Raw genomic sequence first — 17,982 nt, forward strand, 5'->3', positions numbered from 1 at the left:
AGTAGGTGCTCAGGCTGTCAGTCGGGGCCGACGGGCCTGCCCATATAGAGCAGACCCGGTTAGCGAGCTGAGGGTTCGACGTCCGCAGGCGTGCGGCTTACACCTCGTCGTCTTCCTCACGCAGCAATACGTAGCTGTCGTCTTCCAGGCGCTCGCAGACGTAGAACATGGAGATGGTGCCGTCCTGTTCGGTCACGGCCGCGTAGTCGTCCGCCTCGACGGTGAAGAAACCCTTGGAATCGGAGCCGTGCTCACTGGCAAACACTGCGGTGAAGAAGGCGTCCTCCGGCATGCCGTCGAAATAGTCGGCGCGCGCCTTGGCGTCCCACTCCTGGGGCGGCTCGAATTGCCCGGTAATGAGCACGCGGGCATCGCCCATATCGCGTTCTTCGCCGTCCGGGTCTGTTTCGTGAGCGCGGTAGATGGTGCAGCTGAGTGCATCCGGGTCGGCCAGGATGGCGTCGCGCGAAAGGGTTTGGGTGGCAGGCATGGCAGGCAGCTCCGGTTAAGGATTGGATTGTCGGCAGTGTGGTTGAGTACCGGGGTCGCTGCAATCTCAAGTTGGTAGGGCGACGGATTCTTTTACCGCCGAGGGCTGATCGGACCGCCGGTGCCCGGACTGACGAACGCCGTCCACCGGCTGTTGCTCAAATGGGCTAGACCCTTCGAACCATGCAACGAGGTAGCCATGAGCCAGAGCGACCAGACTCCGCGCGAGCAGAACAAGCCGGCCGAGGACCTGCCGGACGTCACCATGACCGACGCTGGCGAAAAGGAGGCAGGCGAGGATCCGGATTTCGACGACACTGAAATCGAAGGCGGCGACGACAGCCGCCGCTAGGGTGCTGACCCGTGATCAACGCGCCGATTTGGGAGAGTCGGTGCGTCAAACGCTGCAATCTGCCTGGTGTCTTCTCGCTGGAAACGGGGCGACCAGGCCATAAGAAGGAGCACTGCATGGACAAGTACCAGGTACATCCGACCCCGATGGGCTGGGAACTGACTGATCAGCAATCTCACGAAACGGTATTGCGTACCGTGACCAAAGACGAGATGTACACAGAGCTGGACAGGCTTATGGCCGGCAGAACCGCTTCGGTGGAGGTCTACCGGCGTGATGGCGGTCTTGAGGAAGAGCGGCCGTACCCTGGAAGCAGCCATCCGGTATCGACTCGTTAGGTGAGATATTCGTGACTTTTCCGCACGGCGAGCGAACAAACCTGTCATACCATCACCGCTTCGCTTACCTGACTGGAGAGTCCTTATGCGAATGATGCTCGCCCTCATACCCCTGCTGGTGTTGGCTGGTTGCTCTTCCTGGCAGGCTGACCCGGAGGACATCACACCCGTTCCCGAGGAGCGACTGCGTGGCTACCAGATCCCCGTGGCCAATGGTGGCGAGGTAGTGGTGACCCGGGATTTCGGGCTTCGAGGCGGTGGTTGTTTCGTGGCGGTGATGATTGATCGCAAGCTTGCTGCACGTATCCATGTCGGCGAGCAGGTGCGGCTACAGGTTCCAGCCGGCCTGCGCATCGTCAGCATTGAGTCCGACCCCGAGGACGATACGCTCTGCGGCATGGGCAACCTGCTCCGCGAAAAGGCCGCGCGCGTCGAGCCAGGCGAAACGCTGCAGTTTCGCATCAGCAGCGACAACCGTATCGGCTTCGACATCAATCAGGTCGATACCCAGTAGCGCGGCTGCATCACGGTATAGTGGAGCGAGGATGCGACCACGCCGTGCGAATCGCGAGCCGGTATAAAGACGAAACATTCTTCTGTCAGCCTCGCCGAACCTCGCTCAGATTTCGTGCTCCCAGATAAGCACAACCGTTGTGCTTGAGCGTCTCGGCGCTCGGCTGTAGCTTGCCAGCAGACCGCTTTACACAATCCCCTACATGCCATGCGGCCGATTGGCCGCCCGCCAGGAGTCGATGCGTGAAACGAGCCATATCCTCCCTGATGTTCGTCGCCGGGTTCGCCCTGATACCGACGCTGCACGCTGAGCAGCAACCGACCTATGGCCCGCATCTTGAAGGGTTCGACTATCCCCATCCGATCAAGCGCTTAGAGCTTTCGTCTCAGCGTCAGCCGTTGACCATGGGCTACATGGACGTGGCGCCAGCGGGCAAGGCCAATGGGCGAACGGTCGTGCTGATGCATGGGAAGAACTTCTGTGCGGCGACCTGGGAGGAGAGCATCGCGGTGCTGTCTCAGAACGGCTATCGGGTCATCGCGCCGGATCAAGTCGGTTTCTGCAGCTCCAGCAAACCCGAGCGATACCAGTTCAGTTTCGCTCAGCTGGCCCATAACACGCGGGCGCTCCTGCAGTCGCTGGATGTCGACCAGGCTACAGTGATCGGCCATTCCATGGGCGGCATGCTGGCGTCGCGTTTTGCACTCAACTACCCGGACATGGTCGATCAGCTGGTACTGGTCAACCCCATCGGGCTTGAGGATTGGCAGGAGAAGGGCGTGCCCTACGCGCCTATCGAGGAGCTGTACCAGAGTGAATTGAAGACGGACTTCGAGAAGATCAAAGCCTACCAGGAGAAGTTCTACTACAACGGTAACTGGAAGCCGCGCTATGACCGTTGGGTCAACATGCTGGCCGGGATGTACGCCGGTGAAGGCAAAGAGATCGTCGCATGGAACCAGGCGCTGACGTCCGACATGGTTTTCACCCAGCCCGTGATTCATGAATTCGACACGCTCAGTGTGCCGACCTTACTACTGATCGGCGGTAAGGATCGCACTGCTCCGGGTGCAAACCGGGCACCGGAAAAGGTCGCTCAGAGTTTGGGTAATTACCCCGAGCTGGGTCGAAAAGCCGCAGCGATGATTCCCAACGCGACGCTGGTGCCTTTCCCTGAGCTGGGCCATTCACCGCAGGTCGAGGCGCCGGATGTATTCCATGAAGCGTTGCTCAATGGACTCAAGGCGCGCGGGCGGGGCTAACCCTTAGCAAGACGGCAAGGGCGACGATGCCGTAAGCCAGTGCGCAGTTGGCTCGCTGCGCGCCGGTTAGCAGGGGAAGCGGAGGCAGACGTGAGCGCCATTGAGATTGCGGCGGATGACGGTCGCTTTACACGCGTGCGCCAGCGCGTCGACCAGCTCTCTGCCCTTACCGGCGCCGCGCCGCGTGTTGCTGGCCAGGTCGTCCTCGCTGAAGCCGGGTCCCTGGTCGGCAATGCATATCTCGGCTAGTCCCGGCTCCGGTCGCCCTACCTTGAGAGTTATACGATTCCCCTGACCATGCTTGATCGCATTAATCACCAGCTCGTTGACGATCAGGCCGAGGTTGGAAGCAGTCTGGAATGAAACCTTTACCGACTGAGCCTCGGTTGTCAGGACGTAATCCCCACCCCGTTCGATGTTGACCACGCTGCGCGCCAGATTAGGCAGGTAGTCTGCCAGGTCGACAACTCCGCTGGTGTTTCTGTGCAGTTCGTCCTGCACCGCCCCTACGCCATGAACTCGGCTGATCGCACCTTGCAACAGGGTCTTGGCTTCCTCGCCACTGGCGTGGTTCTTCGAGAGCTGAAGGAACGCGATGATCAGCTGCAGGTTGTTCTTTACCCGATGGTTGAGCTCGGCTAACAGGAGCCGCTGGTGCTCTTCGAGGTCTCGCTGCTCGGTGATATCGATGCAGCTGCCGAAATAACCGGCGAACTTGCCGTTGCGAAAAAAAGGCGCGCCGTTGTCGAGGAACCAACGATAGACCCCGTCATCACGGCGCAGTCGGTAGGGCATCGTGAAGGCTTCGCGGGCATCGAAGGCAGCATTGTAGGTTGCGACGCAACGTTCGAAATCGTCCGGGTGGACATCTTCTGCCCAGCCGTAGCCGAACAATTGCTCCTGCGTTCTGCCAACGAAGTCCTGCCAGGGTTTGTTGAACCAGTCGCAGAGCTTGTCGGTGCGTGACCGCCAGATCATTACCGGTGCGTTATCGGCAAGCTCACGAAATTCCCGCTCGCCCATGCCGTCCTGCGGTTCACCGCTGGCTTCTTGCGACTGGTCCATGCTTAGGCTCCTAGGTATTGCAGCTTAGTTCGGGGGAGTAGACTTCAAGCGAAGCCGGTACGGGCTGTGGTAACACGGTGAATCCGTTGATCAGCGCCTGTGCAATCGCTACACAGCGGCTGAGATCGCTCGGCTCGTAAGGTTTGCGCAACAACCCCAGTGCGGCATCGGTGTTGTTACGCGCCGCTTCGATCTGACCGCTGACGAACATCGAGGCAATCCCGTAGTGCTTGCGCAGATTGCGCGCGAGTGCAACGCCTTCATCGTGTCCCGCCAGGTTGATATCAACTAACGCGATGTCGATGCCGTGACCTTCGGCGAGCGCCAGGGCTTCCTCGTCCCCATAGGCAGGGCCAATAATCTCGTGCCCTTCGCCTTCCAGCATTGATGCTGCGATTAGCGCGAGGACAGGATCGTCTTCAACCAGCAGGATGCGCATGAGAGCCTTTCGATAAATGAAACGGGGCGTTTGCAGAGCCACTGCAGACAGCCACGAAGTCTAGCAATGCCGTTAAGCGTCTAGCGACCATTAAATGATCCGGACCTTGGTTCGGACGATGACGACGGTTTGGGCGTTGGCGGGTATGGTTCTGGCGCCTATGGTTGTTGATGACCTTGTCACATCAATCACCGAGGATTGAAGACCGCATGCCTGAATCCATCAGTCTCCAATGTCGTGACGGCTATTCGCTCGCTGGGCAGTTCTGGCTGCCGCCGGGTCAGGTACGCGGCTCGGTGATCGTCAGCAGTGCTACTGGTGTCCTGGCACGCTATTACGCGCGCTACGCCAGCTTTCTGTGCGAACGCGGCTACGCGGTGCTGACGTATGACTACCGCGGTATCGGCGGGTCGCGCCCGGCCTGCCTGCGCAAAGCGACCATCCGCTGGTGCGACTGGGGGGATCTGGATTTCGACGCTGCTGTGAGGTGGATGCGTCAGCGTGATCCCGACGGGCCGCTGGTCGCGGTGGGTCACAGCATCGGTGGCTTCCTGCCGGGTTTCGCTGCGGCCGCTACCGAGGTCGACCGCTTTCTGAGCGTCGGCGCTCAGTTTGCCTACTGGCGCGACTATGCGGCCCCGCAACGCCTGCGGATGTTCGCTAAATGGCACCTCTGCATGCCCGCCTTGACGGTGTTGTGCGGATACTTTCCGGGGCGGCGTTTGGGCTGGTTAGAGGACCTGCCTGCCGGTGTCGCACGCGAATGGGCGTTTCGCCGGGCACGACTGGAGCAAAGTTACCCCGAGCATGAGCGGGCGCAAGTGCTGCAACGCTTCGCTGCAATCAGCGCGCCCATCCTGGCCGTGAGCATTAGCGACGATGAATACGGCACGCCATCGGCCATTGCGCGAGGGCTGGCGTACTACCGCAACGCTCAAATTCAACAGGTGCGGCTCAGCCCGGCGGCACTAGGCATGGATCGAGTCGGACACTTCGACCTGTTCCGCGAACGCCACCGAGACGGGTTCTGGCAAGCTAGCCTGGCGTGGATCGGGGAGGGCAGGAACCCCTGGACAGGCGAGGCGCAACCGGCCGCGTGCCAGGCTTACTAAGCGAGTGCGTCCAGTAGGCAGCTCAGCTACGGTTGGTCTCAAGCTCTTCCGGTACCCGCCTGTCCGCAGCGTGCTCCACTGGTGTGGACAGCAGCTCCCGGATGGCTTCGGCATAGGCGCTGCGGCCCACACGCATGGCATTGTTGTGGTTGCCGCCCTCGATCAGCAGCAGCTGCTTGGGGTTCTGAGCGGCGGCGAAGAGTTCTTCGCTGAAGCGCGCCGGCACGTATTGGTCGTCCGTTCCGTGGACCAGCAAGAGCGGCATGCCGACCTGATCGATCTTCTCCAGTGAGTCGAATTTTTGCGACACCAGCCAGCGGACCGGCCAGGATGTGTCTGCTACTTCTGTCGCGATATCGGCAAGATTGGTAAAGGTCGACTCGACGATCAGCGCGCGTGCTTCCGGCGCTTCGTCATGGCGTTTGGCTTCACGGCCAAGCTCGGCTGCCAAGTCCACCGCCACGGCGCCGCCGAGCGAGTGGCCGTAGATCACGCGCTTGTCGGCGTCCGGTTGCAGCTTTTTTAGGTGGTCCCAGGCGATGCGCGCATCTTCATAGACAGTGGCTTCGGACGGCAGCTCGCCTACGCTCTGGCCGAAGCCACGGTAATCGATCGCCAGCACTGAAAACCCCAGGGCGCGAATCTGCTCCAGCCGGAACAGGTGTCCGGTGAGGTTCCAGCGCGAACCGTGCAAATAAAGGATCGCCGGCGCGTCCTGGTCCTCCGCCGGCCACCACCAGGCATGGATAGTCTGGCTGTCACCGAACGCAGGTGTGCTCAGTTGCAGTTCCTCCACACCGCTCGGCAAACGGCGATACCAACTGGCGGTGCCGGGCTCGATACGAAACACCAGCTCGCGCTCTTTCTGCTCGAGCATGGAGCAGCCCACCGGCAACAGCGCGAGGATTGCGGCTAGGGATAGCGAAATAAGTGTGCGGGTTTTGGTGCGGAAAATCGGCAGTCTCGACATGCAGCTGTAATACCTCAGGTTAAGGCACCATTGAGCGTTCTGCTGGTAGGGCATGCAAGCGGCTAGCGGCGGCAAGTCATTACTACAGATTGCAGCGTTGCGCTGTGTCGACCTGTTGTCTCGATGAGCGGGCGCTCAGGATCTGTTGCTGGAAAACGCAAAGGAGCTGGTCGCCCCGCTGACAACCAACATCGAGAAAAGAGACGAAGTCTATCCAGATCCTCCTTGACCCTCACGTTGCGTGAGGCTCGACCATCACTCTCGTACGGACGAGGAGCGTTTTGCAATGCAGTTGAAAGTAGGTGAGCTGGCCCGGCGTTGCGGCTTGACCGTCAGGACTTTGCATCACTACGACGACATCGGGTTGTTGCGACCGTCCGCGCGTTCCGACGCTGGCTATCGGCTGTACAACCGCAACGATGTAGCGCGTTTGCAGCAGATCCAGGCGCTGCGAAGCCTTGGCGTTTCGCTGGCAGAAGTCGGGGCAATTCTCGACCGGCAGGGTCGATCGGTTTCCACTGTGATCGAGCAACAGTTGGGCTTGCTCGATCAGCAGATCGCACGGCAGATCAGGCTGCGCGATCGGCTTACGCAGTTGCATCAGCAATGCGTTGCGGGACAGGAGCCGGCACTTGCCGACTGGCTGGAAGCACTAGAGTTGATGAACATGTACGAGCAGTATTTTTCTGAAGATGAATTGCGGCAGTTGCCGTTTTATAACCGCAACGCTGCCAGCGATGCCTGCTGGGCCGAGCTGGCAGAAGAGGCGGCGCGGCTGATGCACGAGGACGTCACTCCTCAGCAACCGCAGGCGCTGGACCTGGCGCGGCGCTGGATGCTGCAGCTGGAGCGCGACACCGCGGCCGACCCCACGCTGTTGGCCAAGCTAGACGCCATGCATCTGAGCGAACCGGCCGTGCAACAGCAAACCGGTATCAGTCGTGAGGTCAGCGATTACGTGCTGCAGGCATTTGCCGAGAGCAAACTGGCTATCTATCAACATTACCTGGATGCCGACGCATTCGCCTTCATGCGTAAGCATTATCTGACGAGCATGCGTGAGTGGCCCAGGTTGATCGCAGAGTTACGCAAGGCTCAACGGGAGGGCTTGGCACCCGATGACGACAGGGTGCAGCAGCTGGCCCGACGCTGGTTGGCGCTGTTTCGCGCCTATGCCGGGGACGATCCGCAGACACAGCAGCGGATACGTCAGGCCAACCAGCAGGAGCCTGGCTTGAGGGAGGGCACATGGGTAGACGACAACCTGTTGCGCTATCTCGGCCGGGCTGTCGACGGACTGACGGGATGAGCTTTCACTTGGTGCCTTCCGCTCGGTAGGGCCTACAACTCAATCGCAGGCGGCGGCAGCTCCTCTGGTGTCTTCGCTACCACCGCTTGCGGTCCAGGCCCACCAGAACACCAGCAGGCCAATGGCACCGGTAGCGGCTCCGATGTAGCCGGTCGAGGTCCAGCCAAGACCTGCGCTGATTGCCAATCCACCAAGCCATGGACCCAGAGCGTTAGCGACATTGAAGGCTGAATGGTTGGATGCGGCGCCAAGCGTCTGGGCCTCGCCGGCCACGTCCATCAGGTGGGTCTGCAGGGGCGGGCCGAGCGACACCATTGTGCCTACCGCAAACGCGGCCGGAAGAATGGTCCACAGCGAATGCGCGGCGAGCGGGAACATCAGCAGAACCACAATGCTCCACAGCAACAGCCAGGCGACGGCCTTGAATCCCAACTTATCGAACAGCCAGCCTCCAAAGATGTTGCCAACGATGCCGCCCAGCCCAAAGGCGGCAAGGCCCACCGGGATCCAGTTCTCACCGACCCCGGTAATCTCCAGCATGGTTGGCGCCAGGTAGCTGAAGACACAGAACATGCCCGCAAAACCGATCGAACTAATGGCCAGCGCCAGCCACACCGGTTTGCGATTGAAATCACGCAGTTCGCGCATCGGATTGTTGCGAGGCTCGCTGCGGTCGAGTGGCAAAAAGATCGCGACCAGCAACACCGTCAGCAGGGCGATCAGGCCCACCAGACCGAACGCCCAACGCCAACTGAGCCATTGACCCAGCCAGGTGGCGGTGGGGTTGCCAATCAACATGGCAATGGTCAGGCCCGCCAGCACGCGACTCACAGCCTTGGCCCGCTGATCGGGGGCAACCATCGACGCGGCGACCAGCATGGCTACGCCAAAGTAGGCGCCGTGGGGCAGGCCGGCGATAAAGCGAAACACCATCAGCGAGTGGTAGTCCGGCGCCATCGCGCTGGCGAAATTGCCCACAGCGAAAAATGTCATCAGCAGCAACAGCAGGTGCAGCCGAAACATCCGGGAGCCAAGGATCGCCAGCAGCGGCGCGCCCACCACCACGCCCAGAGCATAGGTGCTGATCACATGGCCCACTTGTGGTTCGCTGATCCCGAGGCCCTGCGCGACGTTGGGCATCAGCCCCATGATGGCGAATTCGCCCGTACCGATGGCGAACCCGCCCATGGCCAGGGCCAGTTCGATCAGCAAAATAGCGCGCGCCGAGAGCATCGGTTTGCCTGTGACGTTCACTTGGGTCATTGGTGCCTCAACGGGATGGTTCGAATAACGGGCACGCACCGCTCGGTTCAGGCGGCGCTGGGGCTTGGGGGATGAGCGAATAGATAGGGCAGCAAGCGTAGGGTGAAGTTCGCCTCAACATTGAAGGCTGTTGTGGCTGCGACGCGCACGTTCAGTTGAGACGCCACGGTTATCGATACCTGGCCAGAATCGCGTCGAACTCGCCGTCGTCTCGCATCTGCCGCATGGCGTCGAGTATCTCGCGTGCCGGGACGTCAGGCTCATCGCGAACGATGCAATGGATGGAAAATTCCAACAGCCGGTCGACGACGTTCAGCCTGAGTCCAGCCGGTCTGTTTCGATTGAACCAATCAAGCGCTACCTGGGTACTCATTGCATAACGATCACGCCCGGCGGCGAGCTTCTCCAGTACCTGATTCTCGGTGCGTGCGTCATCGCGAATCAGGGTGCCGTCTCGAAACGACGCGTCCGCCTCACGGTAGAGGAAGCCAAGCACGGTGCCGATCCGTTGGCCATGCAAGCTCGACAGCTTGACCGGGTGCGTCTCGGGTCGAGCCACCAGTACGCTGCGCTGAGTCATGAACGGGACGCTCCACCGATAACTGGGGTGGTCTACCGCCAGCCAGGCCGGGTTCATGTAACAGCTGACGTCGACTTCGCCCTCGGCCAGTAGCGGCTGAATGCGTGCCCTTGACATGACCAGCTCATCGGCCCTGCGTCCGAGCTTTTCGGCGATACGCGAGTGAAGATCGTGAAGAATGCCGTCAACAGGCTGGCCGTTCTCCAGGTGGATCATGGGCATGGTTGAGCTGTCGCTGACGGAAAACCGCAACGGACGCTCCGCAGCCTGCGTCATGGCGGATAGAAGCAGAAGGGAAACGGCAACCAACAGTGCGCGCACGGTTTTAACGATCCTTCGTCGGAGACCGGCCCTGTAAGGGTTAGTCCATGTTCGCAAAGGTCCGGATTATCGCGAGTTCGTTCCCTTAGTGTCCATTCATTGGATGAATAGTGCGAAATGGGTAGTCTCTGGTTCTGCCTGAAGACGTTGCGAATTCAGGCAGAACCGCATGTCTACGCCTTGCGGGTAGGCGGCGCCATGAATTCCGGTCCTACCGGATCGGTGATGTGCTCGGCGAGCAGTGCGTCGATGTCCTTCAGGTCCTGCGGGCTTAGCGACCATCCGAATGCATCGTGGATGCCGTCCAACTGGTCCGGCCGGCGCGCACCCCAGAGCGCGATCGTTGGTCCTTGATCGAGCACCCAACGAATAGCGAGTGCCAGCACAGATTTGCCGTGGCGTTCCTGTGCCAGCGTCTTCAATGCCTCGACCGCTGCGAGGTACTGCTCGAAGCGCGGTGCCATGAACTTGGGGTCTGATTTGCGTAGATCGTCACCATCGAAGGCGGTGCTGGTATTCATCCGCCCGGAAAGCAGACCGCGGCAAAGGGCGCCGTATCCGAGCACGGCCAGACCATTGTCCCGAGCGTAGGGCAGCACATCGGCTTCGATGGCGCGTTCGAACAGGTTGTACGGGGGCTGGACAGAGGCCAGAGGTGTGATTTTGCGGAACGCGTCCATCTGCTCGGTGGAATAATTGCTCACACCGATCGCAAGGATTTTGCCTTCCTGGCGCAGCTTTTCCAGTTCAGCGGCGGTGTCTTCGATAGGCACCAAGGGGTCCGGCCAGTGCACCTGATACAGATCGATGCGGTCGGTGCGTAGCCGCCGCAGTGAGTCTTCAATTTCCCTGCGGATACGAGCTGGGCTTGAATTACGCCGCGGGCCGCCTTCGCCCCAATCCAGAGCGACCTTGGTGGCGATAACTGCCTGGTCACGCACGCCTGCAAGCGCCTGGCCGACGATCTCTTCAGAATGACCGAAGCCATATACCGGCGCTGTGTCGATCAGGTTGATGCCTCGCTCCAGGGCACCGCGAATGGTCGTGACGGAGCGGTCGTCGTCTGCGCCGCCCCACATCCAGCCGCCGATGGCCCAGGTGCCCAGGCCGATGCGTGAAACGGGCGTGGCGATGCCTTTGATCGATAGCGTTTCGATGGTCATGCGTGCTCCTTATCTATCCAAGTCGAACAGCCCTGCAGATGGCCGGGGAATTGTAGAGACAGCGACAGTCGAAAGGGGTGCGGCGGCGCAGCCGCACACCAGCATAAACGTGTAGGAATGACAGTCAGGCTCGCACCAACCAGCCGAATCGCAGGAACGCGATCAGCCCTGCGCGGCCTGTGCCTCGGCGAGCAGTCTGGGTGTATCCTGGGCGCCCATCGCCTGTGCCGCAGCCAAAGGGGTGACGCCGTTCAAGTCGGCGCGCCTCGGATCTGCACCGCGCTTCAGCAGCAGTTCGACAATCTCGCTGCGATTGAACATGGCGGCCATCATCAGTGCGGTCTTGCCATCGGGCGAGGCGCTTTCAACTTCGGCGCCGTGATCGAGCAGCAATCGGGTCATTTCCAGATTGCCCTTGAAGGCAGCGCCGGCCAACGGGCTCTGGCCCTTGTCGTTGCGTAGCTGGGGATCGGCGCCGTTTTCCAGAAGTACTCGCGAAGCCTCAAGGTGGCCGTGGTAGCTGGCGAGCATCAACAGGCTGTCGCCGTTGTGGTTGCGAATGTTGGCCGGCAAGCCGCGACCGAGCAGGTCCGCAAGACGCTGAGCATCACCGGTACGGGCGCTTTCGAAAACCTGCTCGGCGAACGCCAGTGCAGCGTCGTCCAGTTCGGGCTTGGGGCTCGGTTGATCCGTCATCTTGATGTCCTCGGCTTTCATGTATGGGCGCAGCGGCGCAAGACGCATGATTCTGCCAAAGCGATGAGTCGCCCTGGCAACTGCGTTTCTATCCGACCGATAGGCTGCGCGAATGTGCGATATGGGCGAAGCTGCACGGCCACCAAGGGTATGGCAGTATCTGCGCTCCATGATCGGTGACGTTGCAATGAAACCTGAAGACCTCGAACGCCTGGTGACCCAGACGATGCCTTACGGCAAGTACAAGGGCCGGCTGATCGCAGATCTTCCGGGCAACTACCTCAACTGGTTCGCCCGGGTCGGTTTCCCGCCTGGAGATCTTGGTCAGCTGCTGGCGCTGATGCAGGAGATCGACCATAACGGCCTGTCCGGGCTGCTCGAGCCGCTGCGGCGGCGCTGAGTCATCCTTCGCTGTCAGCTTGAAGCGCGGCTAATGCCGGCGCTGCGTATATGCCGACCTCCACAGCCAGCGCCATGACGCGCTCGACGTCGCTGGTGTAGACGAGCACCGCTTGCAGTTCATCGTCCAGTGGCTCGCTGAAATCGACCAGCACGTAGCCGCCTTTTTCCGGGTAGAGGCTGCTGAGCTGGGTCTGGATACGGTTGAGCGCTTTCACAGGCTCGGTCTTTGCCAGTTGCTTGGCCTTGAGCACGAAATTAACGTCCGGGCCGAACGAACTGACAATCTGCTCGAACAGCGTCTGGTAGTCGTCAGCCTGAAACAGCACGGTATCCGGCAGGCTGCCGACCACGACCCATTCGCCCAGCGGGATGGGGAATTCGTCGTCATAATTGATATCCGGGTTGGCCTGCAAGAACCCCTCTGGCGTGGCGTAGGCCTGCGCTGCTTCGTCGGCGACGCGGTTGATATCAGCATCGCTCATGCAACCGGAGCTGATCAGGCGGATCAGTTCGGCGAGTGGCTCTTTCATTGGAAGCAGTCCTCGGTACGGGAATGCAAGGATAACCGAAAGCCTGGACAGACCGTGCCGTGCTGGTTGCTGCTGAACGGCAGCGTTCGCCGTTACGCCTCGATGACCTTTATCTGCTTTTACGTGCCCCGCTGCAGATTCTGTTCAGTTTTCGTGCACAATAGCCTTCATATAATAGACACGGCATGAACGATCGCATCGGCGCTGGCCGCCTTCGCGGCTGTTCCGACGCCGACCACGATCAGCCAATATTCGAGAGGAACGACTGTGTATAACGTCGTCATCAGCGGTACCGGCCTTTATACCCCTGCCCAGAGCATTTCCAACGACGAGCTGGTTGAGTCTTTCAACACATACTCGCGTCGTTTCAACGATGAAAATGCTGCAGCGATCGAGGCGGGTGAAGTACAGCCGATGCCGGAGTCGAGCTCTGCGTTCATCGAAAAGGCGTCGGGCATCAAGAGCCGCTTCGTCACCGACAAGGCCGGCATTCTCGATCCGGACCGGATGGTTCCTCGAATTCCTGAGCGCAGCAACGACCAGTGGTCCATTCTCTGTGAGATGTCAGTCAAGGCTGCCGAGGAGGCACTTGAGCGATCCGGTAAAACCGCAGCGGATATCGATGGTGTGATTGTTGCCTGCTCCAATCTGCAACGCGCCTACCCTGCGGTGGCCATCGAGGTGCAGGCTGCGCTTGGAATCAAGGGCTTCGGCTTCGACATGAATGTGGCTTGTTCGTCTGCCACCTTCGGTATCCAGAATGCTGCCAACTCGGTTCAGCTGGGGCAGGCGCGTGCGGTATTGATGGTCAACCCGGAGATTTGCACCGGACACATGAACTTCCGTGACCGGGATAGCCACTTCATTTTTGGCGACGCCTGCACGGCAGTGATCGTCGAGCGTGCGGACCAGGCCACTTCGCGGTATCAGTGGGAGGTTGTGAGCACCAAACTGGTGACTGAGTACTCCAACAACATCCGCAACAACTTCGGATTCCTCAATCGCACCGCTGAGGAATACATGACCAACCCGGACAAGCTATTTGTTCAGGAAGGACGCAAGGTATTCAAGGAAGTCTGCCCGATGGTGGCCGAGCTGATCGGCGAGCATCTGAAAGAGAACGCCATCGAGGTTAGCGATGTGAAGCGCTTCTGGCTGCATCAGGCCAACCTGAACATGAATCACCTGATCGTGCGCAAGCTGCTCGGGCGTGACGCCACCCCAGAAGAAGCGCCAGTCATCCTCGACACCTATGCCAACACCAGCTCTGCCGGCTCGGTGATCGCATTCCACAAACACCAGGACGACCTTCCTGCTGGCAGCCTCGGTGTGCTCAGCTCGTTTGGCGCCGGGTACTCGATCGGTAGCGTAATTCTGCGCAAACGCTAATCCCAACCTATAGCTCCTGAAAAAAGGGCGGACTTTGGTTCGCCTTTTTTATTTCTCTTCGCCTGGAATAATCGCTCCAGAGACAGTTGACTAGCGGGAGATAACCAGTCGTTTTTTAAGTTCCATCTGTCATAAAAGCTTTATGAAAAAGCCACTTGGCTGACACACCGGCTCGCCAACATGCCGGCAGCACAACGAGCTACGAGCTGTGTGTTTTCCAATGCTAAACCAACAGGGGAATATTCGATGATCCGTAAGCACTTCGCCGGTTTCGCCGCCAGCGCCCTCGCTCTGGCCGTTTCCGCCCAGGCTTTCGCCGGTACCGTTACTACTGACGGCGCTGACATCGTAGTCAAGACCAAGGGTGGCCTGGAAGTCGCCACGACGGACAAGCAGTTCAGCTTCAAGATCGGTGGTCGTCTGCAAGCCGACTACAGCACCTTCGACGGTTTCTATACTCAGAACGGTGACAATGCCGACGCAGCCTACTTCCGTCGCGCGTTCCTGGAAATCGGTGGTGTGGCGTTCGAAGATTGGAAGTATCAATTCAACTACGATTTCGCCCACAACGCCGGCAGCCAGGAAGACGGCTATTGGGACGAGGCGTCCATCCAGTATTCCGGCTTCAATCCAATCAACATCAAGATGGGTCGTTTCGACCCAGACTTCGGCTTGGAAAAAGCGACTAGCTCCAAATGGGTGACCGCTCAGGAGCGTAACGCTGCTTACGATCTGGTCGACTGGGTGAACGGCCACCAGAACGGCTTGGGTATTCAGGTCAACGGCACAGCTGGTCCGTCGCTGTATGGCTCTGTTGGCCTGCATGCTAAAGATCAGAACGATGTGGATGGCGAGAGCGTCAAACAGGTCAACGTGCGCGCCGTATTCGCGCCGATGCATGAAGCCGGCAACGTACTGCACCTGGGCGTGAACTTTGCTCAGCGGAACTTGGACGATACCGCTGTTGACGGTCGGATCCGTAGCCGTCTCGGTATGCGTGGTGTAAGCACCGCTGGCGGTAACGATGCTGGCGCCAACGGCAACCGCCTGTTGCTCGGCGGCGCCAACACCCCGGCCGGTTCCTATGGCGACGATACCGCCTTCGGTCTTGAAGCCGCATGGGCCATGGGCCCGTTGTCGGTGCAAGGTGAGTACATCACCCGCGAAATGGAATCCGATTCTGCAGCGTACCAAGACCTCGAGGCGAAGGGTTACTACGCTCAGGTAGCATATACCCTGACCGGCGAAGCACGTGGCTACAAGCTGGGTCGTTTCGACCAGCTCAAGCCGGCCAACAAGCAGCTCGGTGCATGGGAGGTGTTCTACCGTTACGACCACATCGAAGCCGAAGATGATCTGGTCGGGACCGTTGCGACCAATGATGTTGAAGGTAAGGTGCATAATCTGGGCCTTAACTGGTACGCCAACGAGAACGTCAAGCTCAGCGGCTACTACGTTAAAGCCAAGGTTGACAACACTACGAACGCCAACGGCGATGACGACGGTGACGGCCTGGTATTCCGTGCGCAGTACGTGTTCTAACCACTGATTCTCCTCAGATTGCTCCATTGAGCCCCGCTTCGGCGGGGCTTTTTTTCGTCCGTGATAAAGGCCAGACTGATGCACATGCCCATCCAGACGCTTTCCCGCCTCGCCGACCTCGACGCCTCTCGCTGGGACGCGTTGCTCGGCGACCGGCCACAGCCCTTCGTTCGGCACGCCTTTCTGTCTTCGTTGGAAGACAGTGGCAGTGTTGGCGGCCGCAGTGGCTGGCGACCGCAGCACCAATTGCTAATTGATGCCGAAGGAGAGGTGGCCGCCGCGTTGCCGCTATATCAGAAAACCCATTCCAGCGGCGAATACGTGTTTGACTGGGCCTGGGCCGATGCTTGTCACCGCGCAGGCATCGAGTATTACCCGAAGCTGCTATGCGCGGTGCCGTTTTCTCCAGTGACCGGCGCGCGCTTGCTGGGCGATGTTGAAGCTGCGGGGCAACTGCTCGATCAGCTGACAGGTGGCTTGGGCGAACGCAGCTATTCGGGTCTGCATGTAAATTTCACCGAGCCGTGTGCAGACGCGATTTTCCGCGGGCGTGATGGTTGGTTGGAGCGCATTGGCTGCCAGTTTCACTGGCACAACCGTGACTATCGGGATTTTCAGGATTTTCTCGACGGCCTGACCTCGCGCAAGCGCAAGCAGTTGCGTAAGGAGCGCGAGCAGGTGGTAGGGCAGGGGATCGATTTTGAATGGCGCGATGGTCACCAGGTCAGCGAACTGGAATGGGATTTCGTCTACGCGTGTTACGCCAACACCTATCATGTGCGGGGGCAGGCGCCTTATCTGACGCGAGCCTTTTTCAGCCTGGTGGCCGAGCGGATACCTGAGTCAATCCGAGTGGTGCTAGCCACGAAAAGCGGCCAACCGGTTGCCATGGCGTTCAGCTTGGTGGACGGAAAGGTTTTGTATGGACGCTATTGGGGCTGCCTTGATGAGTTCGACCGGCTGCATTTCGAAACCTGTTTTTATCAGGGCATCGATCAGGCCATCGCCGCTGGCTTGTCCCGCTTCGACGCGGGTGCACAGGGTGAGCACAAGCTCATCCGAGGCTTTGAGCCAGTGATCACTCGCTCATGGCATTACCTGGAGCATCCGGGACTGCGTGCGGCAGTGAGGGAGTTTCTCGAGCAGGAGCGCCTGGGTGTCATGCGCTACGCCGAGGCAGCGCGCGATGCGCTGCCCTACCGGCAAGACAGCTGAGCGCAGCAACACCGCATTCAGCCTCGTCTACTTCGCCTTCGGTGCGGCGCTGACCCCTTCAAGCGTCGAGAACGAGGTGTCCTTGGCAGTCAGCAGGAAGTCGCGCATGAACGGCGAGTCCAGCATGTCGGCGCGAATGCCCGCATAAAGGGTGGCAAACAGACCCTTTTCGCCCAGGCGCTTGGCCGTGACGTAGCCGCGAGTGCTGTACTCGTGCAACGCCCAGTTCGGCACGCCGCAGACGCCTCGGCCAGACGCCACCAATTGCATCATCATTACGGTAAGTTCTGAAGTACGCACCTGTGCCGGCTCGACATCGGCCGGTTCCAGGAAGCGGGTAAAGATATCCAGTCGATCACGTTCCACTGGATAGGTGATCAGCGTTTCGCTGGCCAGATCTTCGGCGCGTACGTAAGGGCGAGCGGCCAGTGGGTGCTGATTGGCGACGGCAAGCAGCGCCTCGTAGGTGAACAGTGGGACATAGGTGATGCCCGGCAGATCTATCGGGTCAGAGGTCACCACCAAGTCAAGATCGCCCCGAGCCAAAGCCGGTAGTGGGGCAAACGAGAAACCTGAGGCGAGATCGAGCTCGACTTCCGGCCAGGCATCACGGAACTGATCGATGGTCGGCATCAGCCATTGGAAGCAGCTATGGCACTCGATCGCCATGTGCAGACGCCCGGCCGTGCCTCCCGCCAGCCTGGCCAGATCTCGCTCAGCGCTGCGCAGCTGGGGCAGTAAACTGTCCGCCAGCTGCAACAGTCGCAGGCCCGCACTGGTGAAACGCACGGGACGGGTCTTGCGAACGAAGAGCTGCAAACCCAGACGCTCCTCCAGTTCCTTGAACTGATGGGACAGCGCGGACTGGGTCAGGTGAAGCCGTTCTGCGGCTTCGACAAGGCTGTCGGTCTCGCGCAGTGCATGAAGGGTTTTCAGGTGACGAATTTCCAGCATGCCGAGGCTTCCTGCGCTATTGGTGGTCTTGGCTCGGATGGCCTGTGGGTGTTTGCTTCGATGAGGGACGCTTGCGT

20 protein-coding genes are annotated in these 17,982 nt (G+C 60.0%); 10 read left to right on the top strand and 10 right to left on the bottom strand.

Annotated features, from left to right (window positions below):
* Positions 1–97 precede the first annotated feature (97 nt).
* Complete coding sequence (locus tag JQR87_RS05670; RefSeq protein ID WP_407291763.1) at positions 98–490, bottom strand: hypothetical protein; 393 nt, start codon at positions 488–490, stop codon at positions 98–100.
* Between the two features lie 198 nt (positions 491–688).
* Between JQR87_RS05670 and JQR87_RS05675 the strand changes: the two genes are divergently transcribed.
* The 4 genes from JQR87_RS05675 (at position 689) to JQR87_RS05690 (ending at position 2,955) form a co-directional block, all read left to right on the top strand.
* Entirely contained in the window at positions 689–841 is a 153-nt protein-coding gene (locus JQR87_RS05675; protein WP_407291761.1) for a hypothetical protein, read from the top strand.
* A gap of 116 nt (positions 842–957) precedes the next feature.
* Complete coding sequence (locus JQR87_RS05680) at positions 958–1,179, top strand: hypothetical protein (protein ID WP_407291760.1); 222 nt, start codon at positions 958–960, stop codon at positions 1,177–1,179.
* Positions 1,180–1,264: 85 nt separating this feature from the next.
* A complete protein-coding gene (locus JQR87_RS05685; RefSeq protein ID WP_407291758.1) occupies positions 1,265–1,693 on the top strand; it encodes a 3-isopropylmalate dehydratase in 429 nt (142 codons plus the stop codon).
* 242 nt (positions 1,694–1,935) lie between these two features.
* Positions 1,936–2,955: an alpha/beta fold hydrolase gene (locus JQR87_RS05690; protein WP_407291756.1), complete on the top strand. Its 1,020-nt coding sequence runs from the start codon at positions 1,936–1,938 to the stop codon at positions 2,953–2,955.
* A gap of 66 nt (positions 2,956–3,021) precedes the next feature.
* Here the strand turns inward: JQR87_RS05690 and JQR87_RS05695 are convergent, their stop codons facing one another.
* Positions 3,022–4,020, bottom strand: a complete 999-nt coding sequence (locus tag JQR87_RS05695; RefSeq protein ID WP_407291754.1) for a sensor histidine kinase — start codon at positions 4,018–4,020, stop codon at positions 3,022–3,024.
* 10 nt (positions 4,021–4,030) lie between these two features.
* Positions 4,031–4,459 (bottom strand): response regulator, encoded by a 429-nt coding sequence (locus tag JQR87_RS05700; protein WP_407291753.1) that lies wholly within the window; start codon positions 4,457–4,459, stop codon positions 4,031–4,033.
* Between the two features lie 209 nt (positions 4,460–4,668).
* On the opposite strand from JQR87_RS05700, the gene JQR87_RS05705 reads away from it, so the two are divergent.
* On the top strand, positions 4,669–5,571 hold the full coding sequence (locus JQR87_RS05705; RefSeq protein ID WP_407291752.1) for an alpha/beta hydrolase family protein: 903 nt from the start codon (positions 4,669–4,671) through the stop codon (positions 5,569–5,571).
* Positions 5,572–5,593: 22 nt separating this feature from the next.
* Here JQR87_RS05705 and JQR87_RS05710 read toward each other — a convergent pair whose 3' ends face one another.
* Positions 5,594–6,541: an alpha/beta hydrolase gene (locus JQR87_RS05710; protein ID WP_407291750.1), complete on the bottom strand. Its 948-nt coding sequence runs from the start codon at positions 6,539–6,541 to the stop codon at positions 5,594–5,596.
* A gap of 286 nt (positions 6,542–6,827) precedes the next feature.
* Between JQR87_RS05710 and JQR87_RS05715 the strand changes: the two genes are divergently transcribed.
* Entirely contained in the window at positions 6,828–7,850 is a 1,023-nt protein-coding gene (locus tag JQR87_RS05715) for a MerR family transcriptional regulator (RefSeq protein ID WP_407291749.1), read from the top strand.
* Between the two features lie 39 nt (positions 7,851–7,889).
* Here JQR87_RS05715 and JQR87_RS05720 read toward each other — a convergent pair whose 3' ends face one another.
* From JQR87_RS05720 to JQR87_RS05735, 4 genes are all read right to left on the bottom strand, one after another.
* Positions 7,890–9,113: an MFS transporter gene (locus tag JQR87_RS05720; RefSeq protein WP_407291747.1), complete on the bottom strand. Its 1,224-nt coding sequence runs from the start codon at positions 9,111–9,113 to the stop codon at positions 7,890–7,892.
* Between the two features lie 169 nt (positions 9,114–9,282).
* Entirely contained in the window at positions 9,283–10,014 is a 732-nt protein-coding gene (locus tag JQR87_RS05725; RefSeq protein ID WP_407291745.1) for a substrate-binding periplasmic protein, read from the bottom strand.
* 173 nt (positions 10,015–10,187) lie between these two features.
* The gene (locus JQR87_RS05730) at positions 10,188–11,177 is read right to left on the bottom strand and encodes an aldo/keto reductase (RefSeq protein WP_407291744.1); all 990 of its coding nucleotides are present in this window, start codon (positions 11,175–11,177) and stop codon (positions 10,188–10,190) included.
* 162 nt (positions 11,178–11,339) lie between these two features.
* Positions 11,340–11,873, bottom strand: a complete 534-nt coding sequence (locus tag JQR87_RS05735; RefSeq protein ID WP_407297812.1) for an ankyrin repeat domain-containing protein — start codon at positions 11,871–11,873, stop codon at positions 11,340–11,342.
* A gap of 187 nt (positions 11,874–12,060) precedes the next feature.
* On the opposite strand from JQR87_RS05735, the gene JQR87_RS05740 reads away from it, so the two are divergent.
* Positions 12,061–12,273, top strand: coding sequence for a DUF3820 family protein (locus tag JQR87_RS05740; protein ID WP_102835996.1), 213 nt, complete (start codon positions 12,061–12,063; stop codon positions 12,271–12,273).
* Between the two features lies 1 nt (position 12,274).
* Here JQR87_RS05740 and JQR87_RS05745 read toward each other — a convergent pair whose 3' ends face one another.
* Positions 12,275–12,805, bottom strand: coding sequence for a hypothetical protein (locus JQR87_RS05745; protein WP_407291743.1), 531 nt, complete (start codon positions 12,803–12,805; stop codon positions 12,275–12,277).
* Positions 12,806–13,072: 267 nt separating this feature from the next.
* Between JQR87_RS05745 and JQR87_RS05750 the strand changes: the two genes are divergently transcribed.
* The 3 genes from JQR87_RS05750 to JQR87_RS05760 all read left to right on the top strand — a co-directional run bounded on the left by JQR87_RS05750 (position 13,073) and on the right by JQR87_RS05760 (position 16,951).
* Entirely contained in the window at positions 13,073–14,194 is a 1,122-nt protein-coding gene (locus tag JQR87_RS05750) for a beta-ketoacyl-ACP synthase III (RefSeq protein WP_407291742.1), read from the top strand.
* A 246-nt stretch (positions 14,195–14,440) separates the two neighbouring features.
* On the top strand, positions 14,441–15,736 hold the full coding sequence (locus JQR87_RS05755) for an OprO/OprP family phosphate-selective porin (RefSeq protein ID WP_407291740.1): 1,296 nt from the start codon (positions 14,441–14,443) through the stop codon (positions 15,734–15,736).
* 84 nt (positions 15,737–15,820) lie between these two features.
* On the top strand, positions 15,821–16,951 hold the full coding sequence (locus JQR87_RS05760; protein WP_407297810.1) for a GNAT family N-acetyltransferase: 1,131 nt from the start codon (positions 15,821–15,823) through the stop codon (positions 16,949–16,951).
* A gap of 27 nt (positions 16,952–16,978) precedes the next feature.
* Here the strand turns inward: JQR87_RS05760 and metR are convergent, their stop codons facing one another.
* On the bottom strand, positions 16,979–17,905 hold the full coding sequence (metR, locus tag JQR87_RS05765) for a transcriptional regulator MetR (protein ID WP_407291738.1): 927 nt from the start codon (positions 17,903–17,905) through the stop codon (positions 16,979–16,981).
* Positions 17,906–17,982: the final 77 nt, after the last annotated feature.

It is taken from the genome of Stutzerimonas stutzeri (genome assembly GCF_051028275.1).
Taxonomy (GTDB): domain Bacteria; phylum Pseudomonadota; class Gammaproteobacteria; order Pseudomonadales; family Pseudomonadaceae; genus Stutzerimonas; species Stutzerimonas stutzeri_AS.